Below are 24,153 nucleotides of genomic sequence, written 5' to 3'. Positions count from 1 at the left end.
CGGCCCTTCGGTAAACGCTCGAAGGGGCGGGGCCAAGCCCCTATGGCGCCCACTTGAGGAAATTGGCGATCAGCGTCAGGCCGAGCGTCTGGCTCTTTTCCGGGTGGAACTGGGTGCCGACCATGTTGTCGCGCCCGACGATGGCAGTCACCGCGCCGCCGTAGTCGGCGGTGGCGATGAGGTGAGCCGGGTCCGACACCGTCAGATGATAGGAATGGACGAAATAGGCGTGGAGACCGCCCTCGCCCGTCGGAATGCCGGCAAGGACCGGGTGATCGCGGCGGCTGTCGATCGTGTTCCAGCCCATGTGCGGGATCTTGAGCGCGGGATCGGACGGTTCGATGATCCGGACATCGCCGGGGATCCAGCCAAGCCCCTCGGTGGTTTCCTTCTCAAGGCCACGGCTCGCCATCAGTTGCTGCCCGACGCAGATGCCGAGAAACGGAACGGCCCGTTTCAGGACCGCCTCGTTCAGCGCCTCGACCATGCCGCCCACCGCATCGAGTCCGCGTCGGCAATCGGCGAAGGCGCCAACGCCCGGCAACACGATCCGGTCGGCTCTCGCCACCACGTCCGGGTCGTCGGTGACGCGAACCTCGCCCGCGTAGCCACTTTCCCGGGCCGCGCGCTCGAAGGCCTTCTCGGCCGAGCGCAGGTTGCCCGAGCCATAATCGATAATCGCAACGCTCATGTCAGGACCTTGACGGCAGATTGGGAGACGGGTTGCCGGGGAAAAGGCCGATGATGCCCGTGTCCACGGCTCTCGGGCCGACCGGCGGGCGGTCCGTCCGGGAGGCGGGCGCGGTCTTCGCCGGACGTTGCAGCCAGGCTTCGAAGAAGCGGCGTTCGACCGTATCGAGGTCCCTGCCCTCGATGAGGCCGGCAAGGCGCCAGCCCTTGCGCTCCAGCGACCAGGCGCGAAGGTCGTTAGCCTCGAGCGCAAAACCGATGGCGAAGACGATCTCCAGCATCGTGCGCGCATCCTCGCCGAGGCCCTGCCCCAACACACCGATCAGCACCACGGCGACGACGTAGCCGAGAAGCACCCACCACATGCGATGCCAGATGAGCCAGAGCGGCGCGACGATAAGGGCCGGCCACGAAAAGCCCTCCTTGACGAGGACAAGGTCGATGCGCTCCGGCGTGGTCGTTTCGGCGTCCGGCGGAACATAGGCCATGTGAATGGTCATCGGCGGTCTCCTGACCTTTGCGAACACTCCCGGACAAGCCCCGAAGGGCCGTTCCTGGCTCAGAGCGCTCCCTTGGTGGACGGGATCCGGTCCGCCTGGCGGGGATCGATCTCGACGGCCTTGCGCAAGCAGCGCGCCAGCGCCTTGAAGGCGCTTTCGGCGATATGATGGTCGTTGGCCCCGTAAAGCGTTTCGACATGCAGCGTAATGCCGGCATTCATGGCGAAGGCGCGGAACCATTCCTCGACAAGCTGGGTGTCGAATGCGCCGATCTTGGGCGTCTGGAAGCCGAATTTCGCCACGAGAAAAGGCCGGCCCGACACATCGACCGCGCAGCGGGTCAGCGCCTCGTCCATGGCAAGATGGCAGTCGGCGTAACGGGTGATGCCCTTCTTGTCGCCGATCGCTTCGGCGAAGGCCTTGCCGAGCGCGATGCCGACATCCTCCACCGTGTGGTGGTCGTCGATGTGAAGGTCGCCCTTCGCCTTGACGGTCATGTCGATCAGCCCGTGGCGAGCGACCTGGGTCAGCATATGGTCGAAGAAGCCGACGCCGGTCGCAATATCAGCCTTGCCCGTGCCATCGAGGTCGATGGTGAGGGCGATGTCCGTCTCGCTGGTCTTGCGTGTGATCGTCGCGGTCCGCATGGGGCTTCCTGAACTTGCTTGCGTCGTTTGAACAGACCTTACAACGGATGCCTTAAACAAGGCACCACTGCCGGCAAACAGCCGATTTCAAAGGCCTCCACCGATGTCGAAGGTCTCTTAGAGCATAATCCGTTCAAGCGAAAGCGCATGAAGGAGGACATTCCGCTCGGTCTTCAGGGCTCTGGAGGCGCGCGTCTGCGATCACCCGATCTCATCGGCGCTTTCGCGTCCGGTGACCCGCCGCCATTCGTCGCGCACGCCTTCGTCCTTCTCGTCGGGCGGGAGGCGGCCGGCCAAGTCTTCGATGCGGTCGGGACCGCCGAGCCGGGCAAGAGCCCAGACCGCCGCGCCACGCACCATGGGCGAGGGATCGGCGAGATGCTGGCGAACCTGCTCCGCAAGTTCCTCCATCGCGCTGTTGCCCGCCGCGATCAGCACGTTGCGGATGAAACGGTCTCTCCCGATGCGCTTGACCGGCGAGCCGCAAAACCGGACGCGGAAGGCCGTCTCGTTCAGAGCCAGCAGATCGGCGATGTCAGGCGCCTCCAGATCCGCACGCGCCCGCAGCTTCTGCTCGGCGGCCACTTCGGCGAACTTGTTCCAGGGACAGACGGCGAGGCAGTCGTCGCAGCCATAGATGCGATTGCCCATTGCCTTGCGAAACTCATGCGGGATCGGCCCGTCGTGCTCGATCGTCAGATAGGAAATGCAGCGCCGCGCATCCAGCCGGTAAGGAGCGGGAAAGGCCTTCGTCGGGCAGATGTCGAGACAGGCCCGGCAGGAGCCACAATGATCGCGCTCCGGCTCATCCAGAGGCAGATCGGCGGCCGAGAAGACGGCACCGAGAAAGAGCCAGGAGCCGTAGTCGCGCGAGACGAGGTTGGTGTGCTTGCCCTGCCAGCCGAGACCGGCGCTTGCCGCCAGCGGCTTTTCCATGACCGGCGCCGTGTCGACGAAGACCTTGACCTCGGCGCCGGTGTCGCGGGCGATGAGGCCGGCCACTTCCTTCAGCCGCCCCTTCAGGATGTCGTGGTAGTCGCGGTTGCGGGAATAGACGGAGATCGATGCGCGGTCCTTCCGCTCCAGCAGCGCCAGCGGATCGGTCTCCGGACCATAGTTGAAGCCCAGCATGACGACCGAGCGCACCTCGGGCCACAGCGCACGCGGATCGGAGCGGCGATCGGCCGTCTCCGGTAGCCAGTCCATCGTCGCGTGATGGCCGTCGGCGATCGCCTGCCGCAGGCGCGCGCCCGCGTCCGGCACTCGCTCCGGGGCCGTGACCCGGAAAGCGGCAAAGCCGAGCCGGAGGGCGCGTTCGCGCGCGGCCTTGAGAATGTCCTCAGCCATGGGTCGGTTGCTGCTCAGCCGGTCTTCCGTCGCGGCGGATCATAGCCCACCTGCGGCCATCCGGGCAAAGCACCGCTCAGAAATCGAGATCGGCGTAGCTCGGCGAAGCCGGAAGGCCCGTCACCCGGTCGGCCAGCAGACCGCGGAAGGACGGGCGCGACTTGACCCGGGCATACCAGGCGGTCGCGTGCGGATCGACGTCCCACGGCACCTCGCCGATATAGTCGATTGCCGAAAGCTGGGCCGCGGCCGAGAGGTCGGCAAACGTGATCTTGTCCCCGGCGAGCCAGTTGCGGCTGCCGGCCAGCCAGCCGATGTAGCGGATGTGGTGGCGGATGTTGGCCCTTGCCGCGCGCAGGATCTGGGAATCCGGCGCACCGCCGCCGCGCGAGGACGGGATCTCCAGCTTGTAGATGCGCTCGTGGACGAAGTAATTCGTCACCTCGTCATGAAACTTGCGCTCGAACCAGTGCACCAGCCGGCGCATCTCCGCACGCGCTTCCGGATGCTTGGGCATCAGGGCCCGTTCGGCAAGGGCATAGCCGCGCGTTTCGTCGATGTATTCCATGATCACCTCGGCGCCGACGATCGGCGGACCGTCATTCTCGACGAGAACCGGAACCGTTCCGGCCGGATTGAGCGCCAGGAACTCCTGATGGCGCTCCCAGGGCCGCTCCACCACGAAATCGGCCTTGCAGTCGTGTTCGGACAGCATCAGGCGCGCGAATCGAGAGGCGGGGGAAAACGGATGATGGTGGAGTTTCAGCATTGAGATATCCAGGCCGGCGGGATCGGCGCATGTTCTTCGGACGGGCCTCGGCGCGCCGTGGCATGGCCGCCTGAGGAAAGAGCCGGGCGAAATGGCCGGCTGACATAATTTTGACGGGCACCGTCATGCACAATTTGCACGATGCTTGCAACGTGCCGGCTGCCGCCCGGCGGACCGGCTTTGTTAACAGGAGGCATGGTAGGACAGGTGATCTTAGGCACTTCTTTTGGAAAGTCGGACAAGGCCCTCTTGGAAATCGAGGGATTCCGTCGCATTGGAAACTGTCTTATGAGCGCATTGGATCCTTAAAGAATCCGTTTCATAACCAATCAAATTTTATCCAAATCCCACCAGTCCCGGAATATTCATGAAGAGGAGTACGGCATGGATGCCGGTACGTATGTCGAGGCCACGGTTCTCGGCCTCGTTGAGGGTCTGACTGAATTTCTTCCAGTTTCGTCCACGGGCCACATCCTGCTTCTTGGCCATTTCCTGGGCTTTGAATCCAAAGGCAAGACCTTCGAGGTGCTGATCCAGCTCGGCGCGATTCTCGCCATCCTGACGGTCTATGCGCAACGGCTGATCGCCATCGCGCTCGCCCTTCCGACCAGCCCGGCGGCCCGCCGCTTCGTGTTCGGCGTCCTCCTCGCCTTCCTGCCGGCCGTCTTCGCCGGCGTGCTGCTGCACGACATCATCAAGAACGTCTTCTTCGAATCGCCGCGCCTCATCTGCATCTCGCTGATCCTCGGCGGCATCGTCCTGCTCGTCATCGACAAGAAGGCGCCGGAGCCGGCCTATTTCGACGCGACGACCTATCCGCTCAAGACCTATTTCATCATCGGGCTCTTCCAGTGCCTTGCCATGATCCCCGGAACGTCGCGTTCCGGCTCGACCATCGTCGGCGCCATGCTGATGAAGGCGGACAAGCGCTCGGCGGCGGAATTCTCCTTCTTCCTCGCCATCCCGACGATGGCAGGCGCCTTTGCCTACGACCTCTACAAGAACCGGGACATCCTCAGCTTCGACGACGCCTCGCTCATTGTCATCGGCTTCATCGCGGCCTTCATCACGGCGATCATCGTGGTGCGGCGGCTGCTCGATTTCGTCAGCCGCCACGGCTACGGGATCTTCGCCTGGTGGCGCATCGCGGTCGGTATCGCCGGTCTCATCGGCCTTTCCATGGGCTTCTGACCGGGACGAGCAGCCCCCCGGAACGCAAAAAGCCCGGACGGTTGTCCGGGCTTTTTTCATGTCTTTGCCAATGCCGGCAGAGATCGAGACCGTCAGAGCGTCTTCATCTTGTGACGGTCATACTGACCGTGGGTGGTGAAGCGATAGAGATAGGTCGGCAGCACCGCGGCAAGGGTGCGGGGCTCGATGTCGAGACCGGCCAGCGTGCGCCCTTCCGCCGTCGCCTCGTTGGAGACGACATTGTCGGTCTTCAGGAGTTCGATCTGGTCGAGCGTCAGAGGCGCGCCGGGCAGCCAGCCCGTCAGCTTGGCGCCGAATTCGGCAACGCCGAAAGGCACCGGCAGCAGGACGCGCTTCTGGCCGGTTTCCTCACACATCGTCTCCATGCAGTCGCGGAAGCTCAGGATCTCCGGGCCGCCAATCTCGTAGACAGCGCCCTCCTCCGTCTCGCCGTCGACGGCCATGGCGATCGCGCTCGCGACGTCGTCGACATAGACCGGCTGGAACAGCGTCTTGCCGCCGCCGATCAGCGGCAGCACGGGCGAAAAGCGCGCCATTTCCGCGAAGCGGTTGAAGAAGGAGTCCTCCGGACCGAAGACGATGGAGGGACGCACGATGACGGCGCCGGGCACGGCGGACAGAGCCGCCTTTTCGCCCGCCGCCTTGGTGCGGGCATAGACCGAGGCCGAATTGGCGTCGGCGCCGATCGCGGACATCTGCACGAGACGGGAAATGCCGGCGGCCTTGGTCGCCTCGGCGACGGCGCGGGCCCCGAAGGCCTGCACGGCCTCGAAGGTCTGCCGCCCGGAGGGGGACAGGATGCCGACGAGATTGACGACCGCATCGGCGCCCTGGACAGCCGCATCGACCGAGTCGCGATAACGCAGATTCGCCTGCACCGGCATGATCTGGCCGACGGTGCCAAGCGGCTGCAGGTGGCCGGCGAGATCGGGCCGGCGAACGGCAACGCGCACCCGGTAGCCCCTGCGCGCAAGGGCCCGCACCACATAGCGGCCGACGAAGCCCGAGCCGCCGAAAACCGTGACGAGACGACCGTAACCGCTTGCTGCCTTCATCTGCCTTACCCTCGGATCATGGCTCAAGAATGGTTCCAACGAGGTCTTAGCCAACGGGCGCGCGGCTGTACAGACTTCTTTGGCCTGTCTTGGCGCGGGAAGCCGCGCACCGGCGGCCGGAAATGCGCGGCGCGGCTGGCCTCCACGACCGATCACGTCCCATTCTGTCAAAAAACCTTCGCATTGCGCGCAACTCTCCGATTGACAACGGCGAGCGCTTCTCATATCCCTCCGCCCCGAGCCCAGATGGCGGAATTGGTAGACGCGCCAGCTTCAGGTGCTGGTACTCGAAAGGGTGTGGAGGTTCGAGTCCTCTTCTGGGCACCAATCCCTTCTTAACACGTTGATTTTCCTATAGTCCTGAGTTTTTGGCCGCTCCACTGGGTCACAGGGGCGGGTCACATGGTGTTGAGAATGGCGAGACCTACCACTCGCGAAAATTCCTCGTCTGCTCAGTTCCGGGAGCGCGTTCCCGCCGATTTGAAAGAGCGTATCCGAGGAAAAATCATCCATTTGGAGCTACCGGCAATCGTTGGCCAGCCCGCTTTCAGCGTGGCCGCCACGGCTGGCGAATTCCTGAAATTCAGCCTGAGAACGCGCGATCCTTCTGCGATCAGTCACCGCTATGCGGCGGCAAAAGCGCAGGTAGAGAAGCAGTATGCGGCATTTCGCAATGGGCCCGTTGGCCTGACCCACAAGCAGATTGTTGCTCTCTCAGGAGAAGTCTACAGCCTCTATGTGGAGCGCTTCGCGGAAAACCCAGGCTCGTCGGATCAATGGGCCGCATTCAAAGCCTTCAACAGGGCTGTCAGCGAGGGCCGTCTACTCATCGCACCGCCGGCGACACCGGACGGTGTGGACACAATTGCAGCGGCTGAACAAAAATTTGGCCCCGGTCTCACAGCCGGCATTGATGCGCTACCCCGCTCATCTGATCTCTCGGGCATGGAAAGGCGCTTTGGCTGGCTCGTTGGTTGGGTTTTGAACAAGCATGGCCTGCTGGTGGATGCCGAAACCCGCACACGCCTGCTGCTTCATGTTGGGTCCGCTGCGACGGACGCGGCTTGGCATCTCAAGCGCAATGCCGTGGGTGACTATTCTCCCGACCCGAAAGCTGATCGTTTCCCAAAATTCGAAGCTCCGGCCGAAGCCGTTTCCATCGATGTCCTGTTCGAGAGGTGGAAGGCCGAGACAAAGCCCGCGGCGAGCACAATTTCCACATGGAAGGGCCGGCCTCTGGGCAGCCTAAAGGAGCACCTTGGGGACCGGGCAGGCGATATTCGTCTCATTTCCCCGGACGATATCATTGGTTGGAAGGACAAAATCGTCGCGCGGGGCCTAACCGTCAAATCCATCAACGGCACATACCTTGGAATGGCGGGCGCAATTTTCTCATATGCTGTCGACAATAGATTGCTCCCCTCAAACCCCGCTCTTGGCGTGAAGGCGGCCGGGAGAGCGAAGGCGGGCACGTCGAAGCTACCCTATGAAACCGCCGAAGTTCGCGCACTTCTCAATCTGGCTCGGAATGAGACGAGAGCTACGCGGCGCTGGCTTCCATGGCTTGCGGCCTGCACGGGGGCACGTATCGGCGAACTGGCACAGCTCTGGGGAAATCGGGTCACGATGATTGATGGCATTCCCGTCCTGCGTATCGCACCAGCAGAAGATGGCGGGAGCTTGAAAAACATCGGTAGCGAACGAGACGTTCCTATCCACCCTGCCCTCATCAAAGAGGGCTTTCTTGAGTTCGTGAAAGCCAAGGGCAATGGGCCGTTGTTCTACCGGAGGACCTCCGGCGCTCCCGGCAGACGGCACGCCAGTAGCAGCGCAGCAAACCAGTTGAGCAGTTGGATCCGGGAACAGGGTTTCACCGACCCCCGCAAAGCGCCGAACCACGCTCTTCGTCACTGGTTCAAGTCGGTCGCCGTTGAAGTCGACATTAAGGACAGCGTTGCGGACGCCATTCAGGGACACAAGGCCAGGGGCGAGGCGCACCGCTACCGCCATTTCAAGCTGGACGTGCTGGCGGCAGCGGTTGCGAAAATCCCTATCCCAGAGCCTGACCGAGAGTAGCGAAGCGCTGCGCCTCCTCGTGGGCCAGCCTGTCGACCCGTTCGTTGGCCTCGTCGCCATCGTGTCCCTTGATCCAGAACCAGCGCACGTCGCGTAACTCCGCAAGGGCGACAAGCTGCTTCCATAGGTCCACGTTTTCCACCGGCTTATTGTTGGACTTGAGCCAACCCCGGCCTATCCAGCCTTGGACCCACTCTTTCATCCCATTGATGAGGATTTGGCTGTCGCTCACGATCTCCACGCGGCTTCCCTCGGGGATCGCTTTGAGGGCTTCAATGGCGGCTGTCATTTCCATCCGGTTGCTCGTGGTCCGCTCGGCTCTCCCGGAAAGGGTGATCTTGCGTCCGGTGGGGTTTTCATCCTTGTCGTACCATTCGAGTTCCGCTGCCCATCCTCCGGGACCGGGGTTGCCCGCGCACGAGCCGTCCGTGTGCACGAGGATCACCCCGCGCATTTCATTGTCATTCATGTCTGGTGTTTCCTGTTTTCAGTTGAAGTTTGCGCGACAGCAAATCGCGCCATTGGCGTGGTTCATCGCGCCATTAGTGACCCGTAAGGGTGGCGTGCTTGTTCTGCCATTCGAGGAACCTTTCGTGCTCCTCGGGGTCCATCTCAACGAACCCCACCTCCTCAGTCATCCGCTTGAAGTTATGGTCTCCCAAGTACCTCAGGACGGCCCGACCGAAGATGCCAGGGTGCTTGTGCCCTTGGTGGCCGAATGCTCTGCCAAGATCATCTGACCACTTATCTGCCGTTGCCTCGATCCAATCCCCGTCTCCCGGCCCGGCTTCACCACCTCTCGCGGCCCGTAATGCCGCCCTGTGGTCCTCCCAGACCTCCTCAAGGTGCCGAAAGACGCTGCCCATTGACCCCTCGCCTGTGCTCTCCTCCTCTCCTCCATCCTCCTCGTCTGCCATCAATTCCCGGCACAGCGCCCTCATGCGGTCGATTGTTCGGGGGCTCAGACCCGCAATCTCGGCAATCTTCGGCACACTCAGCTTCGGCCCGTCGCCCCGAATGCCCTCCACCACGAGCCTCCAAGCGGCCCCGTTACGCGCCTCTCGGGACATGTTGAGGTGCACCTTGCCATTGATCCTCAGCGGCTCGCTAAGGGCCTCCTCAAAGCTGCCATCGAAGTGGACGACGGGGACTGTGCCGATCACTCCTGCCTGTGCATACGCTGCGTGGCGGTGGTGTCCGTCGATGACATAGAACCGCTTGCCCACGGCGAAGACGGTGATCGGGTCGAGTTCCCGGGCGTTCGCCGGCTTGCTCTCCAGTGCCGCTACCAGCGCCTCAATGTGCTTGTCGTCCAGGCCGTTCTCACTGCCCAGCACCCTCGGCTGGAACACTTCCGGACAGACCGTGATCTCTTGGAGAAAGACCGCTGATGGCCTGTCCTCCCGGCTTCGCCCTAAGGCCGCCTTTCTGAGCCTCTGGAGGGCCTTCTGGCGCTTGCTTCCTGCGTCCCTCACCGGAGCGCCTCCACTCTCTCTTGCCCGCCCATGGCCCCCATAGCGCCCCTCTTTGGCACCTTCACGGCCCCGTCCAGTGAGGCCCTGCACAGCGCCGTATCGTTCCTCCTTCCGTTGCCCTTCACAGCCCTCAGGTTCCCCCTGCGGAGGTCTGTGCGGTCCTTGGTGACATAGGACACGTTGGCCCTACGCCCGACACCGAGCACAGCCCTTGCGACCGTGATCTGGTCTCCCGTGGCGCCCCGGCAATACGCCCTGACATACTCCCGGCCACCGGCCTTGGACACGAACCAGTGCGTCCCTACGCCGTTCCGTAGCAGTCGCTCATAGTCCTCCCGATAGATGGTCGCGTGACGATCCTCTCCGGGCCTCAGGGGGACGCGAACAACCTCTCGCTCTCCCGTGTTCCTCATTTCAGTCTTCTCGTTCATGGTGCTCCTATCTGCTGCTTTGTTGGATGCGGCTGGGATGTGCCGCTGGCCATGCAAAAGGCCCCGCCAGATGTTTCCTGACGAGGCCCGGTGATGCCTGATGATGATGATGGTGGTGATGGATGTCCGCTCTCTCCGTACATCCTCCCGAAAACTGATCGTTCCGGGCACGTGGGAGAGAAGGATTGTTCCTAGACTAAGGGGTAGTTCGGCTCCGGGGTCATTCCACCCCAGCTAAAGCCCGCAATTCCTCGTTCTCCGCCCGCAATCTGGCGGCCTCCCCCTCGGCCCCCGGCTGGGTCAGTTCAAGGGCCTCGTGGAGCGCCCCATAGGCCCACCGCATGGGCTGCCGGGCGTGCAGTTCGTCTGACGGATCGTGGCCAGTTCCCACGGCTCTCGCGGCACATGCGATGTACTCGCCCGCAATCAGCAGCCGGTCAAAGACCCGGTGATGGGCGGCCGGCACGGGTGGCTTGATGCTCTCGGTCATACTCTACTCCCTCAATATCTCTGTCGTTTGGTGACAGGGGAGGAGGGTAGTGCTGCGAGCACCAAATGTCAATAAGTCGTTGTTTTTAAACGTATTTGTCCCGTCTGTGGGACGGTCTTGGTCCCGTTCATTGCCCCTGCATCATAGAAGGCGTGGCGGTTCAGTGGCATGGCATGCCCAGCACCGTCCCGCTTGTGGGACCTTATGGGCTAGACTAGCGGCAGGTCTTGCGTGACGGCGTCGAATGCCAAGCGGCTGGCTTCCGAGACTGCCCACGCCATGCGCTCGTCGGTGGAGGGGTCGGTGGTGACATCGTCGATGCCCCGTAGGGCAGCCTCAATGAGCGCCGGTAGGGCGGCCCGCTGGTAGGCCAGTAGCGCGTCTCCTAGCGGGGTTCCGGGGATGATGGCGTAGGCGGGGGCGTCGGCGGTCTGGACCATTGGTTGGGCTACTCCTGTGTTGCCGATCTCAGGGACATGGGCGTCGGTGGTACGGTACGTCCGCCCCGGGATGAGGCGCAACTTCTCCGATATGGGCGGCGTCCTTCCTAAACCCAGTCGCAGATGTCCGGTCCTCGGACATGGCCCCGGAGACGACGTGCTCCTCCCCGTGGATGTAGCCGCCATCCTTGCAGCGTCGCCAGACGCGACTGGACCGCCGGGAGGACCACGCGGGTGACCCAGTTCTGGAAGTCGCGGGCCTCGGGTTTGTCGGAGCGCATGATCAGCTTGTAGAGGCCGCTCTCGGAGACCGCGACAAAGCGGTTCGGCAAATTCAATCCCACACTCTGAATGGTGGATTTCGTGAGGGTCGTCTTCTCGTTATCCGCCAGCCGTTTGAAGTGGTTCGTGTATCCACCACTCGGGTGCGGTGTGAGGTCGAGGGCCTTGCAGACATCACCGGAGACGAACCACGGGGCACCGTCGAGGGTCACCACGCGGATGTTGAGGGGGCCGAAATTGAAGGTCGTGAGGTCGGTCGTGGAGTGTTGTTCCTAGACTGAGGGGCAAATGCGGCCCGACCCATCAAAGCCGGGGTCGGAACCAACTGCGGTACAAGGAGTAGAGCGAGGCCGCCGCGTAGAGCCCCAAGAAGATCAATGCGAGCATGGTCATCGGTCGGCTCCCGTCCTAGCTGCGGCTCCTTCATCACCCGCCTCCGCGAGGATCCGGAAGACGCTCGCACGGCTGATCTTGAGGGCATCCTTGATGTCGTTGGCGGACTTCCCTTCCGCCCTCAACCGCAACACGTCCTCGGCCCTCCTCCGCGCCGTGGGCTGCCGTCCAGCGTACTTCCCGTCAGCCTTCGCCTTGGCAATGCCCTCCCGCTGCCGCTCCAGCATCAGTTCCCGCTCGAACTCCGCGATGGACCCGAGCAGGTTCAGCATCAGCTTGCCCGTAGGCGTGGACGTATCGAGGTTCATGGCGAGCACCTTGAGGGCAACGTCCTTCTTTCTAAGGGCCTCCGTAATGGCCACCAGATCGGCCACCGAGCGGGCCAGACGGTCGAGCTTGGTGACGACGAGGGTGTCTCCCTTCCTCACCCACTCCAGCACAGCGTCAAGCTGGGGCCGCTTGCTGGCGACGGACGATAGTTCCTCCTGAAAGAGCTTTGTGCAGCCGGCGGCCTCAAGGTCCCGTAGCTGGGCCTCAAGGCCCGCCTTCTGGTCGGTGGTCGATGTTCGGGCATAGCCGACGAGTGTGTGACTGGTCATGGCGCGGGTCTCCCAAGTGGCTCATGTGAGACCATTATGCGAGACATCGACTGAAATCGTCAAGAGACTATTTATGTGAGACGACTTTCGCGCCATCTTCGCGGTCTCACACGGGCAAGGTCATGTGCGACTGGTGACGCGCGGGTGTGCTGGTGGACGGGGTAGGCAGGCGGGAGGACGGCCCTGCATTGTCAGGCGGCCTTGTCTTCGCAGGGGCCTTATGGTGCCGCACGGGGGCGCGGGGGGTGTTCGTGCCTTCGCCCCGTCGAGGGTGCCATTTCAGATTTTTCGGCAATTTTTCAGTAGCAGGTCGTATTCATCGCATTTCCGTTGCGGAACGTAGTGCAACTGACCGGACGATTGGGCGCTTGCACCTCTGGGGCGGCTGGAGGCGGTGCGCTTCGCCGGCTCAACAGGATGTTCGTAATTGCTTGGCGCCTTTGGGCGTCCGCTTGGGCTGCCTGAGAAAACAGCCTCTCCCGGCACTGAACGTACTCGGGGGTTCCCTTCTTGGCTCCCCATGAGCGGCACCTTTCATCGTTCTGACGCTCCACAGCCGCCAATGCCGATTGCCGGGACATTTGCTGCTGCTGGAGATTTGCATATCCCGGCGTCCCTGGCTTGCAGTCGTACCATGCAAAGCCCATTGCGCAGTCAATCGGGTGATTTGCACAAGCGCTCAGCAGTAGTGCGGACAGGACGATATATCGAGCCATAGCGGCGCTCTCCAAGACTGTGCACCATCATGGCTACCTAACCTATGGCTGTCCATTGAAAGTTCCTCAGAGCTTCTTTAGGGCGACGGCGCTTGGGAGAGTGTCATGGGAGGATGGAGTGGCCTGAACGGGGCGTCTACTTCTTCTTCGAGCCGGGGGAGTTCCACACTGTTGATCCAGCAGCCCATCGCGTCACTCGTGTCGGCACTCATGCGCTGACTGAGAAATCGCGGACGACACTTTGGAAGCGGTTGAGCCAGCATAGGGGCACGGCCAATCCCCGGGGTGGAAATCATCGAGGCTCAATACTTCGCCTTTTGGTTGGTGAGGCCCTGATAAACCGAGACAAAGCGACGTCGCTTGAAAGCTGGGGCCAGAAATCCAGCGCCCCTCACCAAGTGAGACTGGCGGAAAGGCCGCACGAAGTGGCGGTCAGCGAATATCTCGGGGCAATGAGCCTGCTCTTTTTGCCAGTAGCGGATAATCCGGGAGTTGAGAGCGCACGTGGCCTAATTGAAAGAAATTCGATTGCGCTGCTGAGCGGGTTCGGCTCCCCCTCCCCTGATCCGCCGAGTTGCGCTTGGCTGGGGCAATTCAGCGGACGTGACCGGGTTCGTAGATCCGGCCTTTGGAACAACAGGCACGTCGACGAGAATTACGATCCCGACTTCTTGCCACTACTCATCGACCAGATCGACCGCGTTTCGCTGGCCTAGTTCGAGCGGCCCGCAATGAGCGCCAAGACGGGAGACCGAAACATCGCTTTGTTGGTTTGACGCTGGTCACAAACTGGGGTACGGACTGGGTCACAGGCATCGAGACGGCCAAACACCGGGCCATAGAAAAATCAATTAGTTACGGGTTATATTGGGCTCTAGGGTTCTAGTCCTCTTCTGGGCACCAAATTCCCATACGATACAGTCCGATGAGAATGATAGAGCCCGGTTTTCCGGGCTTTTTGTTGTCTTGATGGCAGAGTGACTGGCCAACCGGCACTTGCGTCCGCCGACCTCCGGGATGCCCGCCATGGCCGCGCTCTTCCCGATCTACTTCCGCTTGCAAGACGTTGCGCAATCCCCTTGAATTGCCGCCCAACGGGTGGGCGGGAATCATGAGTCAGCAGCTGATCAACCAGTATCTCAACGAAATCGACCGTCTGCGGAAATTCTCGGGCCTCACGAATGAACAGGTCATCCGCCCCGCCTTCCGCCAGTTGCTCACCGCCTGGGCGAGTTCGGCCAAGCTCGTCTTCCTGGAGGAATATCCCTTCCAGACGTCGATGAAGACGACCGTCTATCCGGACGGCACGGTGCTGCACGACATCCGCGTTCCGCTCGGCTACTGGGAAGCCAAGGACACCAATGACGTCCTCGACGAGGAGATCGCGAAGAAATTCAAGAAGGGCTACCCGCAGGACAACATCATCTTCGAGAATTCGCAGACCGCCGTCCTGATCCAGAACCGGCAGGAGGTGATGCGCGCGGCGATGACCGACGCGGCGGCCCTCCTGCAGCTCGTCGGCCTGTTCTTTTCCTACGAGCGACAGGAAATCGCCGAATTCCGCAAGGCGGTGGAAAAATTCAAGGCCGACATGCCGACCGTGCTCGACGCCCTGCGCGAGCGCATCAACGCGGCCTATGACGACAACGAGGGCTTCCGGGCGGAGGCGGAGAAATTCCTCGCCCACTGCAAGGAGACCATCAACCCGGCGCTCGGCGAGGCGGACGTCAGGGAAATGCTGATCCAGCATATCCTGACGGAGGAGATCTTCTCGCATGTCTTCAACGAGGGCGATTTCCACCACGAGAACAACATCGCCAAGGAGCTCTACGCGCTCGAAGGCAAGTTCTTCACCGGGTCGGTCAAGCGCGAGACGCTGAAGGCGCTGGAGCCCTATTACGCCGCCATCCGCGCCAACGCGGCGCAGATCACCAACCACGCGGAAAAGCAGACTTTTCTGAAAGTCATCTACGAGAATTTCTACAAGGTCTACAATCCGAAGGCGGCCGACCGGCTCGGCGTCGTCTATACGCCCAACGAGATCGTGAAATTCATGATCGAGGGCGCCGACTGGCTGTGCGAGAAGCATTTCGGCAAGAACCTCATCGACAACCACGTCGAAATTCTCGACCCGGCGACGGGCACGGGCACCTTCATCTGCGAACTCCTGGAATATTTTCGCGGCGATCCGAAAAAGCTCGCCCACAAATACAAGAACGAGCTGCACGCCAACGAGGTGGCGATCCTGCCCTATTATGTCGCCAACCTGAATATCGAGGCAACCTATGCGGCGATCTCCGGCCAGTTCGCCGAATTTCCGAATCTCTGTTTCGTCGACACGCTGGACAACATCAACGCCCTCAATATCAAGACGGGGCAGCACGTCGGCGATCTGTTCGGCGCGCTTTCGGATGAGAACGTCCTGCGCGTGAAGCGCCAGAACGCGCGGAAGATTTCCGTCATCATCGGAAATCCGCCCTACAACGCAAACCAGCAGAATGAGAACGACAACAACAAGAACCGCGCCTACGCGCATATCGATCAATTGATCAAGGACAGCTACATCAGGCTTTCAACGGCGCAGAAGACCAAGGTCTACGACATGTATGCCCGCTTCTTCCGCTGGGCGTCGGATCGCCTGCACGACGATGGTGTGCTGGCCTTCGTCACCAACCGATCGTTTATCGAGAGCCGAACCTTCGATGGCTTTCGCCGTGCGGTCGAAAAGGAATTCAACGAGGTCTACATCATGGATCTCGGCGGCGATGTGCGAGCCAATCCAAAGCTGTCAGGCACGAAGCATAATGTCTTCGGCATTCAGACCGGTGTAGCCATCTCCTTCATGGTCAAGCGGCACAAGCAGCAGGGCTGCAAGATTTTCTACGCGCGTCGCCCTGAGTTTGACACCGCAGAGGACAAGCTGGCTTTTCTAGGGTCGTCGCAGATTTCCTCTATGGCATTTCAACGCATTGAGCCGGACAAGAAGTCCAACTGGCTCAACCTCACGGATAACGATTGGGATGAATTGACGCCCATAGCAGACAAGAAAACAAAAAAATCCAAGACGAAAGGGCAGCAAAAGGCGATATTCAAGTCATATTCTCTGGGAATTGTCACAAATAGAGACGAATGGGCTTACTCCGTCACGCCTGGCCCCCTCAAGGACAAAGTCCAGTACTTCGTCTCAATATTCAATCAAGATTCCCATCGCCTTACCGGCGCGAAATCCGAAACAATATCTGATTCAGTATCTAGAGAAATAAAATGGACGTCTGAACTCGAACGCCACGTTGAGAACGGAAGCCGCCTAGAATTCAATCCCGACAGAATCTACACTTCAACATATCGGCCATTTGTCCAAAGATACACTTATTTCTCGCCCGTCTTCACTCATCGCCCATATCAAAACTTCGATTTTTTCCCGAATCCCTCAGCAAAAAATGAAGGCTTTTGTGTAAGCTTGGAGGATCGTGCAGAGTTTGCCGCGTTTGCAAGCAATGTCGTACCGAACAAGGACATGTTTCTGCCAAACGCAGCCCAGTTTATCCCCCTCTACCGTTACACAGCCGACGGCGAGCGGGTCGACAACATCACCGACTGGGGTTTGCGGCAATTCGAGAAGCATTACGGCAAAGCGGTCAAGATCACCAAGGATGACATCTTCCACTATGTCTATGGCGTGCTGCACGATCCGGTCTACCGCGAAAAATACGCGCTGAACCTGAAGCGCGAGTTTCCGCGCATTCCCTTCTATCCGGACTTTCGGGCCTGGGCCGGCTGGGGCGAGAGGCTGATGGCGCTGCATATCGGCTACGAGAGTGTCGAGCCATGGCCGCTGACCCGCGCCGATGCGCCGGACGAGGCCGCGCGCACGGCGGGCGTTGCGCCGAAGCCGATCCTGAAATCCGATGCCGGTAACGGCGTCATCCGCGTCGACAGCGAGACGACGCTCTCCGGCATTCCGCCCGCTGCCTTCACCTATCGCCTCGGCAACCGCTCCGGCCTCGACTGGATTCTCGACCAGTACAAGGAGAAGACGCTGAAGGACCCGACGATCCGCGAGAAGTTCAACACCTATCGCTTCGCCGACTACAAGGAGAAGGTCATCGACCTGATCGGGCGCGTGACGCGGGTTTCTGTGGAGACGATGCAGATCGTCGAAGACATGAAGGCTGCAAGGCGCGATTAAATCCGGAGTTGCATCCGGTTCTTGGGGGAGATCATGTCGAGACGGTTCACGATCGAGCGGGACAAGCTGCCGGACCTTGCGGGCATGATGCTGGCGACGATTGACGCTTTGCGCCAGATCGGCGGTTCGGCCTCCATTCAGGAGCTGGAAGAAAAAGTCGTTGAGCTTGAAGGACTGACCGAAGAGGAACAGTCCTACACGATGACCGACGACGACCCCAGGACGCGCGTCAGCTATTATCTCAGTTGGGCGCGGACCTACCTCAAACGGGGCGGCGCACTGGAAAATTCTTCGCGCGGCATCTGGGCTCTGACCGATGCCGGCGAGACGCTGCATTCGATCGATCAGACGCGGGCGATTTATCAGCAAGTGCAGGAAGAAGAGCGAGCGCGCGCAAAGGTCAAGCGTCAGCAAAAGGCAGACCAGATTGCCGCTCGTCGCCAAAAGCGCGAGCAGGCCGCAACACCTGTTGAACTTGAATCGGAAGAGGAAGGCTCAGGCGCGACGGACTGGAGAGCGAAGTTGCTGGAGACGGTTGGCTCAATGGCCCCTTCGGCCTTCGAGCGGCTTTCCCAGCGCCTCCTGCGAGAAGCGGGCTTCATCAAGGTCGAGGTGCGCGGAAAGACCGGAGACGGAGGCATCGACGGCGTCGGGGTGCTGCGCGTCAACCTCGTCTCTTTTCAGGTCTATTTCCAGTGCAAGCGGTGGCAGGGCAGTGTCGGTTCGCGCGAGATACGCGATTTTCGCGGTGCGCTTCAGGGGCGGGCCGACAAGGGCCTCTTCATCACCACGGGGACTTTCACCAGCCAGGCCTCCGAGGAGGCAACGCGAGACGGTGCAATCGCCATCGACCTGATCGACGGTGATCGTTTGTGCGATCTCCTGAAGCAGTTCGAGCTTGGGGTTTCGACGCGTTTGATTGAGGAAGTCACCGTCAGTGCGGGATGGTTTGAAAGTATTTGAGCGCCAGTCCAATCGCCCACGCATTCCTATCCGCATGGCGAGCTGATGCGCGGTCGCCTCGCCGTCGAAATTCCGGCCGCCGGCCTAGTCGCTGCAGCGATCATCGACCGCCGCTGAACTGGTCTATCCGGTGGCGAGTTCGCCTGCCTCGCCAGTGCGCGTCATCTTCGACCAGGCCCGGCGCAGCTTTTCGACCTGATCGTCGATCTCGTCCCTGCCTCTGAAGGCGAGAAGGTCCTCGAAGGACGCCTGCCGCGCCTCGATGGCCTCGGAGATCGGCAGCGGCTTGCCGAGCAGATACCCCTGCAGTTCACCGCACCCACATCGGATCAGGAATTCCGCCTGCGCGGCCGTCTCGACGCCTTCGGCCACGATCGCCTTTCCCATGCTGTTGGCAAGGTCGACCACGGTTCTGGCGATCAGCCGGGCATTCTCGTTGGTCTCGATCCCGCTCACGAACGACCGGTCGATCTTGATGGTGTCGAAGGGGAACTTGGAAAGGTAGCTGAGCGAGGAGTAACCAGTGCCGAAGTCGTCCAGCGCAATCGAGAAGCCCAGCGACTTCAGCTTTTCGATCCGCTTCAACGCGCCGTAGTCGTCGCCCAGCAGCATGCTTTCGGTGATTTCCAGCTCCAGGAGGCCCGGCCGGATGCCCGTCTCCTCGACGGTCCTGCGCGCCTCCTCGACGAACTCGGCGCGCTGGAACTGCACCGGACTGATGTTGACGCTGATCCGCTGGCCGGGGAAGTGCTCGACGGCGGCCGTGCAGGCCTGCCGCAGAATCCAGGCGCCGATGCTGACAATCTTGCCGCAGGCTTCCGCGACGGGGATGAACTCCTGCGGGCTGATCTGGCCGCGATCGGGATGGTTCCAGCGCAGCAGGGCTTCGTAGCCCGTGATCCGCGACGTCGCGACGGAAACGCGCGGCTGGAAATAGACCTCGAACTCGCCCCGCTGGAGCGCCTTGTCCATGTCGCCTTCCAGTTCCCTGCGCCGCTCCATCAGCTCATTCATGCCAGGCTTGAAGACGTTGTAGCAATTCCGGCCGAGCTTCTTGGAATGGTAGAGCGCCGTGTCCGCACGCGCGAACAGCGTTTCCGCGTCATCCCCGTCGCGCGGACCGATGGCAACGCCGACACTCGCGCCAACGTCGACGGCGGTTCCACCGTCGAGCCGGATCGATGCGCTGGAAAGCTGGACGATGCGGTGTGCGAGATCCTCCACCTGCGTCTGGAACTCGACGCCCTCGACGATGACCGCGAATTCGTCGCCGCCGAGGCGGGCGACCGTCGAATTGGCGGGAACGACCGATTCAATGCGCCGCGCGGTTTCGCAAATGACCGCGTCGCCCGCCTGATGGCCGTGCAGATCGTTGATGAACTTGAAGCGGTCGAGGTCGATCAAAAGCAGCGCTGCCGGCTGCGCCTCGGTCGCGGCGCCCACGGCGCGGGCGAGCCGATCGTTGAACAGCGCCCGATTGGCCAACTGGGTCAGCGGATCGTGCTGGGCGAGATAGGCCATGTTGCGTTCGGCGGCCTTGCGTTCGCGCAGGTCGACGATACATCCGATCTGGACCTCCTGCCCCCGAAAGACGATCTTGCGGCCGCGAATGGCGCACGGAATCTGGTCCCCGTTCGCCGCCACGACCGTAACCTCGTATTGTTCGGAGGCATTGCGCCTGACCATCTCCTGGACGGTCGCGCCATCCGATGGACCGAGGAAGTCGAACATGCTCCGTCCGATCAGGTCCTTGACGGTCAGCCCGACAAGATTGGCAAGCTGATTGTTGCTATCGAGGATGATGCCGTCCTTGTGCATCACGATGCCCTCGAAGGTCGCATTGGACAGGGCCGAAACGCGTTCGGCCTCCTCGGCGGTCCTGAGCTTCGTTTCGATCTCGCTGCGTGTGCGCTCCTCGTCCTCGAGGTTTTCCAGCAGCCGGTTGAACATCCGGGTGAGGTCTTCCGACTCGTCGCCCTCCACATGCGGCAGCCGCATGCGCAAATCGGCCGTTCCGTTGACGAGGCCTTCCAGCGCGGCTTCGATGTGCCCGACGCCGAGCCGCGTTCCATGCTCGGCCATGTTGAGGCCGATCCGCTCCTCCTCCGCGTCGACCCGCAGGATCGAAAAGCGCTTCAGCGCCCAGAACAGGACGTAGCCGGCCGCGAAGGTCCAGCAGAAGTTGACCCCGGCACCGAGGGCCTGCACCTGCAGCTGCGCCAGCCAGTCGCCGGTCGGCAGGTTGCCCGCCGGCGCGAGCACGGCAAGGCCGAGCGTCCCGGCAACGCCTGCAAAACCATGGACGCCGATCGCGCCGACGGCGTCGTCGATGTGCAGCTTCTTCTCTAGGACGTCGTTCGCATAGAGCGCGATCAGCGAGCCGATGACACCGATTGCGCCGGCGCCGGCGGGCGTCAGGACATGACAGCCGGCCGTGATGGCGACAAGGCCGCCGAGCATGCCATTGAGGGGCTTCTCGGGCAGAATGCAGCCGTCCGAAAGATGGCTCTGGACATAGCCAGCGATACCGCCGACCGCCCCGGCAAGGATCGTGTTGAGAATGATCGGGGCAACGCTCGCGCCCGCATGGAGGGTCGAGCCGCCGTTGAAGCCGATCCAGCCTATATAGAGAAAAAAGCCGCCCGTGATCGCGAGGACCGGGTTGTGTCCGGCAATCCTGACCGGCGTCCCATCGGCGCCGAAGCGGCCGCGCCTCGCACCGATCACGAGGCAGGCGGCGAGCGACACCCAGCCGCCCGTGGCGTGCACCACCGTCGATCCGGCAAAGTCGACAAATCCGGCATTGCCCAGAAATGCCGCCGACGCGGGCCCCAGCGCGCCGCCCCACGCCCAGTGGAGGAAGAGCGGATAGATCAGCAACGAGAGCACGCAGGATCCGATCACGTAGGCCATCAGCCGCATGCGCTCGGCAACGGCCCCGGAGACAATGGTCGCCGCCGTGCCGCAAAACATCACCTGGAAGACAAAGAAGGCCGCTTCGTTGCTGTCGATGGTGTTCAACAGCAGATAGCGCGGCTCCATGCCGAAGGGCAGAGAGCCCGACGGTCCGAAGCCGATCATGAAGCCCGCGAACCAGAACGCCGTCACCGCGAAGAGGAAATCGAGAAGATTTTTCTGGGCGACGTTGATCGAGTTCTTCGACCGGACCATTCCGGCCTCAAGAAGCAGGAAGCCGACCTGCATGACCATGACGAGCGCCGCCGCGGTCAGGACCCAAGTCGAGTCAATGTTGCGTTGAAGGTTGCCGTCGTCGGCAAATGCCAGCGTCGGCAGCGCCACAAGCGCGGCAGCCGTTATGAGAGCTCGACTGTAGTCATGCCACTTCACGTTCGAATTCCCGAATGATCGCATCGGCTAAGACTATGGCATTTCTGTTAAATTTTAATTGCTTGTGCGATCGGAGATTTGCCGGCGCCGCGACCGCCGATTTCATCGCGCGAATGGATGTCCACCTTGCGGCGTAGCTCGAGCGGTGCGGTGATGGCCGATGCGAAACAGGCGATCTCGCCGGGCGGCTCTTGCCCTCACCGCCGGCGGCCCGCTTTCGCCCGTCCAGAGACAAAACTGAAACGGCCTGGAGCCGGTTGGCCCGCAGGATCAACAGGCGCCGAAGGGTGCAATGCGAGAGGGGATTAAACAGGCGGACCGCCCTTCACTCCGCCGATCCGCTCCGGTCCGACGGAAGCCCCCTCGCAGACGTCATGCCTGGGGAAATCCGCCCCTTCCCGCGCGGGTCGAGGGAGAGCGTCGGCGGCCGAAAGCAGGCGGCGGTTCAACATTGGCCGCGGGAACCTCTCGTCCCAAACCCGGTTCGCCGGGCATTGCCTGACAGGACTGGGGACGCGCCGCCGCGCCGCCCGGCGCTCCACTGGAAACAGGCAACAAAGATCTATAAGACGATCCGATCATTTGAGTTCCAGGTGAGGCCTTGCGGTTTGGCATGCATGGGTTGCCGCAAGAGCCTTTCTGGGTAGTGTGCCGATGAATTTCCGGGGCCATCGCCCGGATTGACGCGACGCCTGTGCACGGAAGTCGACATGACCGGATCTGAAGATCAATTGTTGAATACTCATCTGCCCCGCATGATTTTCGTTGCCGGCATGCACCGTAGCGGAACATCCGCACTGACCCGCGTGCTCAATCTGGCTGGAGCCGCACTGCCTGAAGCCCTCCTGCCCGGCGCCGCGGGCAACGTCGTCGGGCACTGGGAACCCGCCGATGTCGTGGCGCTCAACGACGAGATTCTCGCCTCGATGGGGCTGGGCTGGACGAGCGCGACCCGCTTGCCGGCACGATGGTTCGACAGCCAGGAGGCCGAGTTCTTCACCCAGAAGGCCGCCGAGGTCCTCAGGCGGAATCTTCAGCCGATCCAGACGGCCGTCATCAAGGATCCCAGGCTTTGCCGCCTGCTGCCCCTGTGGATCGAGGCTGCGAGACGGGCCGGCTGGACGCCCAATGTGGTCCTGATGGTCCGCAACCCGCTGGAATTTGCAGCATCCCTGAAGGCTAGAGACCGGTTCAACACAACCCGTACGCTCATGATCGGCTTGCGGTATCTTCTTGATGCGGAATATGGCAGCCGGGAGGTTCCGCGTGCCTTCGTGACCTATGACAGCCTGCTGGGAGAGTGGCGCTCCACTCTGCAGAGGCTTGGCGAGCGCCTCGATCTGGTCTGGCCACATCTGACGGACAAGACGGCCGTCGAGATCGATGAATTCCTGAGCGACGGTTTGCGCCATCACAAGCTGGGTTCCGTCACCGGCGACGCCACCAGTCCTCTGCACACGATGACGGATGCGGTCTTCGGCGCCTTCAAGTCGGCGGCAGAAACCAACGATCTCGACCAGGATCGGCTGAACGAGCAGGCAGCGCGGCTGGCCGCCGCCGAGGACCTGCTTGGGCCTTTGACGGCCTTCTGGGAGACCGAATGGGAAAAGGCCAACGCCCTTGCGGTCAAGCTGAGTGCGCAGAAGCATGACATTTCCAATGAATTGAGCGTCCAGTCGAGCCGGCTTGCGGAGAAGGAACGGACCCACGCAGAGGCCGAACAGACGATCTCAAGCCTCGCCGATGAGTTGCAAGGCCTCAAGGAAGCCCTGGCCCGGGCGAACGCCGAGACACTTGCTCTCAGGGAGCAGGGCGCCGAGCAGGAACGCGCGCGCGCGGCTGCCGAACTTTCCCTCTCGAGCCTTTCGGGCGAACTGGCGCAGGCCCGGACCGCCAAGGCCGAGGCCGAGGCCGAAAGCGCCCGGCTGAAGGATCGCATCGGGGCCATGGCTGGACAACTGGCCGAGAGAGAGCAGGTCAACAGGTCGCTCGATGCCTCCATCGAGGACTATGGGGCTCTTCTGCAGGAACTTGAGAAGCGACTTGGCGCGGTGTTCAGGAAGACGGACTCGCTGGAGGCAACGATCGGCACCCTCAAGGCCGACAATGCGGCGCTCGACACAAAGCTGCAATCCGCCGAGCAGGCGATTGAATCCGGCAAGCTTCAGCTTGCCGCGCTGTGCGTCACGACAAGAGCCAAGGGTCTTTTCCCGGCCGGCGAGCTTTTCGACGAAGCTGCCTACCGAGCGAGAAACCCCGATGTCGATATGGCCATCAAGAACCAGAAATGTCCGTCTGCCTTCATTCATTGGGTCGAATGGGGGATCGGAGAGGACCGGCCAGGTTTCTTCAATCCTGTCTCGAGGCAAGAGTTGATCGAGAATGCGAAGCAGGTGAGAAGCAACCGCGTGAAGATCGTCATCTAGGACGATCTGCCGCCAGCGGCCAGTCGACGTTCTCATCGACCTCCGGGCGGTTGTTTCCAAGGGCCTTGATGCGGTCGTCCGGATAACAGACGGAATGGCGCAAAT

The 24,153-nt window shown here is 61.8% G+C and carries 19 protein-coding genes, 1 tRNA gene and 1 pseudogene; 7 read left to right on the top strand and 14 right to left on the bottom strand.

Going from position 1 to position 24,153, the window contains the following annotated elements; translation table 11 throughout:
- Positions 1-40: 40 nt before the first annotated feature.
- From hisH to HDIA_RS00830, 5 genes are all read right to left on the bottom strand, one after another.
- Positions 41-691, bottom strand: coding sequence for an imidazole glycerol phosphate synthase subunit HisH (gene hisH, locus HDIA_RS00850; RefSeq protein WP_099553504.1), 651 nt, complete (start codon positions 689-691; stop codon positions 41-43).
- A 1-nt stretch (position 692) separates the two neighbouring features.
- Complete coding sequence (locus tag HDIA_RS00845) at positions 693-1,190, bottom strand: DUF2628 domain-containing protein (protein ID WP_099553502.1); 498 nt, start codon at positions 1,188-1,190, stop codon at positions 693-695.
- A 59-nt stretch (positions 1,191-1,249) separates the two neighbouring features.
- On the bottom strand, positions 1,250-1,837 hold the full coding sequence (gene hisB / locus HDIA_RS00840; protein ID WP_099553500.1) for an imidazoleglycerol-phosphate dehydratase HisB: 588 nt from the start codon (positions 1,835-1,837) through the stop codon (positions 1,250-1,252).
- A 201-nt stretch (positions 1,838-2,038) separates the two neighbouring features.
- The gene (gene queG / locus HDIA_RS00835; protein WP_099553498.1) at positions 2,039-3,184 is read right to left on the bottom strand and encodes a tRNA epoxyqueuosine(34) reductase QueG; all 1,146 of its coding nucleotides are present in this window, start codon (positions 3,182-3,184) and stop codon (positions 2,039-2,041) included.
- 76 nt (positions 3,185-3,260) lie between these two features.
- Positions 3,261-3,953 carry a glutathione S-transferase family protein gene (locus HDIA_RS00830; RefSeq protein ID WP_099553496.1) on the bottom strand — a complete coding sequence of 231 codons (693 nt, stop codon included), beginning with the start codon at positions 3,951-3,953 and terminating at the stop codon, positions 3,261-3,263.
- A 384-nt stretch (positions 3,954-4,337) separates the two neighbouring features.
- Between HDIA_RS00830 and HDIA_RS00825 the strand changes: the two genes are divergently transcribed.
- The gene (locus HDIA_RS00825; RefSeq protein WP_099553494.1) at positions 4,338-5,144 is read left to right on the top strand and encodes an undecaprenyl-diphosphate phosphatase; all 807 of its coding nucleotides are present in this window, start codon (positions 4,338-4,340) and stop codon (positions 5,142-5,144) included.
- Between the two features lie 92 nt (positions 5,145-5,236).
- Here the strand turns inward: HDIA_RS00825 and HDIA_RS00820 are convergent, their stop codons facing one another.
- Entirely contained in the window at positions 5,237-6,220 is a 984-nt protein-coding gene (locus tag HDIA_RS00820) for a complex I NDUFA9 subunit family protein (RefSeq protein WP_099553492.1), read from the bottom strand.
- Between the two features lie 240 nt (positions 6,221-6,460).
- On the opposite strand from HDIA_RS00820, the gene HDIA_RS00815 reads away from it, so the two are divergent.
- Positions 6,461-6,547 (top strand) — tRNA-Leu (locus tag HDIA_RS00815).
- Positions 6,548-6,634: 87 nt separating this feature from the next.
- Positions 6,635-8,296, top strand: coding sequence for a site-specific integrase (locus HDIA_RS00810; protein ID WP_157775121.1), 1,662 nt, complete (start codon positions 6,635-6,637; stop codon positions 8,294-8,296).
- Here HDIA_RS00810 and rnhA read toward each other — a convergent pair.
- From rnhA to HDIA_RS00775, 7 genes are all read right to left on the bottom strand, one after another.
- Entirely contained in the window at positions 8,271-8,765 is a 495-nt protein-coding gene (gene rnhA / locus HDIA_RS00805; protein ID WP_099553489.1) for a ribonuclease HI, read from the bottom strand. The genes HDIA_RS00810 and rnhA overlap by 26 nt on opposite strands.
- A gap of 73 nt (positions 8,766-8,838) precedes the next feature.
- Positions 8,839-9,771: a ParB N-terminal domain-containing protein gene (locus HDIA_RS00800; RefSeq protein ID WP_157775118.1), complete on the bottom strand. Its 933-nt coding sequence runs from the start codon at positions 9,769-9,771 to the stop codon at positions 8,839-8,841.
- Positions 9,768-10,202: a hypothetical protein gene (locus tag HDIA_RS00795; protein ID WP_099553485.1), complete on the bottom strand. Its 435-nt coding sequence runs from the start codon at positions 10,200-10,202 to the stop codon at positions 9,768-9,770. The genes HDIA_RS00800 and HDIA_RS00795 overlap by 4 nt, the downstream gene beginning before the upstream one ends.
- A 220-nt stretch (positions 10,203-10,422) precedes the next feature.
- On the bottom strand, positions 10,423-10,692 hold the full coding sequence (locus tag HDIA_RS00790) for a hypothetical protein (RefSeq protein ID WP_099553483.1): 270 nt from the start codon (positions 10,690-10,692) through the stop codon (positions 10,423-10,425).
- Between the two features lie 209 nt (positions 10,693-10,901).
- Positions 10,902-11,132, bottom strand: coding sequence for a hypothetical protein (locus HDIA_RS00785; RefSeq protein WP_099553481.1), 231 nt, complete (start codon positions 11,130-11,132; stop codon positions 10,902-10,904).
- A 107-nt stretch (positions 11,133-11,239) separates the two neighbouring features.
- Complete coding sequence (locus HDIA_RS00780; RefSeq protein ID WP_245884091.1) at positions 11,240-11,629, bottom strand: BRO-N domain-containing protein; 390 nt, start codon at positions 11,627-11,629, stop codon at positions 11,240-11,242.
- Positions 11,630-11,803: 174 nt separating this feature from the next.
- A complete protein-coding gene (locus HDIA_RS00775) occupies positions 11,804-12,406 on the bottom strand; it encodes a recombinase family protein (RefSeq protein ID WP_099553479.1) in 603 nt (200 codons plus the stop codon).
- Between the two features lie 805 nt (positions 12,407-13,211).
- Here HDIA_RS00775 and HDIA_RS00770 point away from each other — a divergent pair.
- The 3 genes and pseudogenes from HDIA_RS00770 to HDIA_RS00760 all read left to right on the top strand — a co-directional run.
- A pseudogene (locus HDIA_RS00770) lies at positions 13,212-13,838 on the top strand (GIY-YIG domain-containing protein); the annotation flags it as partial.
- Positions 13,839-14,233: 395 nt separating this feature from the next.
- Positions 14,234-17,311, top strand: a complete 3,078-nt coding sequence (locus tag HDIA_RS00765) for a type ISP restriction/modification enzyme (protein WP_099553475.1) — start codon at positions 14,234-14,236, stop codon at positions 17,309-17,311.
- 21 nt (positions 17,312-17,332) lie between these two features.
- Complete coding sequence (locus HDIA_RS00760; RefSeq protein ID WP_245884089.1) at positions 17,333-18,274, top strand: restriction endonuclease; 942 nt, start codon at positions 17,333-17,335, stop codon at positions 18,272-18,274.
- Between the two features lie 123 nt (positions 18,275-18,397).
- Here the strand turns inward: HDIA_RS00760 and amt are convergent, their stop codons facing one another.
- Positions 18,398-21,622 (bottom strand): ammonium transporter, encoded by a 3,225-nt coding sequence (gene amt / locus HDIA_RS00755; RefSeq protein ID WP_162292594.1) that lies wholly within the window; start codon positions 21,620-21,622, stop codon positions 18,398-18,400.
- A gap of 734 nt (positions 21,623-22,356) precedes the next feature.
- On the opposite strand from amt, the gene HDIA_RS00750 reads away from it, so the two are divergent.
- Complete coding sequence (locus tag HDIA_RS00750) at positions 22,357-24,048, top strand: hypothetical protein (protein WP_157775115.1); 1,692 nt, start codon at positions 22,357-22,359, stop codon at positions 24,046-24,048.
- The last annotated feature ends 105 nt before the right edge of the window (positions 24,049-24,153 follow it).

It is taken from the genome of Hartmannibacter diazotrophicus (assembly GCF_900231165.1).
In the GTDB taxonomy this organism is placed as follows: domain Bacteria; phylum Pseudomonadota; class Alphaproteobacteria; order Rhizobiales; family Pleomorphomonadaceae; genus Hartmannibacter; species Hartmannibacter diazotrophicus.
This window is presented reverse-complemented; position numbering and strand designations above follow the sequence as displayed.

What these genes read in the sequence shown, in the direction of transcription:
- hisH (WP_099553504.1), bottom strand. Translation starts at nt 691, where the DNA reads ATGAGCGTTGCGATTATCGATTATGGCTCGGGCAACCTGCGCTCGGCC.
- HDIA_RS00845 (WP_099553502.1), bottom strand. Translation starts at nt 1,190, where the DNA reads ATGACCATTCACATGGCCTATGTTCCGCCGGACGCCGAAACGACCACG.
- hisB (WP_099553500.1), bottom strand. Translation starts at nt 1,837, where the DNA reads ATGCGGACCGCGACGATCACACGCAAGACCAGCGAGACGGACATCGCC.
- queG (WP_099553498.1), bottom strand. Translation starts at nt 3,184, where the DNA reads ATGGCTGAGGACATTCTCAAGGCCGCGCGCGAACGCGCCCTCCGGCTC.
- HDIA_RS00830 (WP_099553496.1), bottom strand. Translation starts at nt 3,953, where the DNA reads ATGCTGAAACTCCACCATCATCCGTTTTCCCCCGCCTCTCGATTCGCG.
- HDIA_RS00825 (WP_099553494.1), top strand. Translation starts at nt 4,338, where the DNA reads ATGGATGCCGGTACGTATGTCGAGGCCACGGTTCTCGGCCTCGTTGAG.
- HDIA_RS00820 (WP_099553492.1), bottom strand. Translation starts at nt 6,220, where the DNA reads ATGAAGGCAGCAAGCGGTTACGGTCGTCTCGTCACGGTTTTCGGCGGC.
- HDIA_RS00810 (WP_157775121.1), top strand. Translation starts at nt 6,635, where the DNA reads ATGGCGAGACCTACCACTCGCGAAAATTCCTCGTCTGCTCAGTTCCGG.
- rnhA (WP_099553489.1), bottom strand. Translation starts at nt 8,765, where the DNA reads ATGAATGACAATGAAATGCGCGGGGTGATCCTCGTGCACACGGACGGC.
- HDIA_RS00795 (WP_099553485.1), bottom strand. Translation starts at nt 10,202, where the DNA reads ATGAACGAGAAGACTGAAATGAGGAACACGGGAGAGCGAGAGGTTGTT.
- HDIA_RS00790 (WP_099553483.1), bottom strand. Translation starts at nt 10,692, where the DNA reads ATGACCGAGAGCATCAAGCCACCCGTGCCGGCCGCCCATCACCGGGTC.
- HDIA_RS00785 (WP_099553481.1), bottom strand. Translation starts at nt 11,132, where the DNA reads ATGGTCCAGACCGCCGACGCCCCCGCCTACGCCATCATCCCCGGAACC.
- HDIA_RS00775 (WP_099553479.1), bottom strand. Translation starts at nt 12,406, where the DNA reads ATGACCAGTCACACACTCGTCGGCTATGCCCGAACATCGACCACCGAC.
- HDIA_RS00765 (WP_099553475.1), top strand. Translation starts at nt 14,234, where the DNA reads ATGAGTCAGCAGCTGATCAACCAGTATCTCAACGAAATCGACCGTCTG.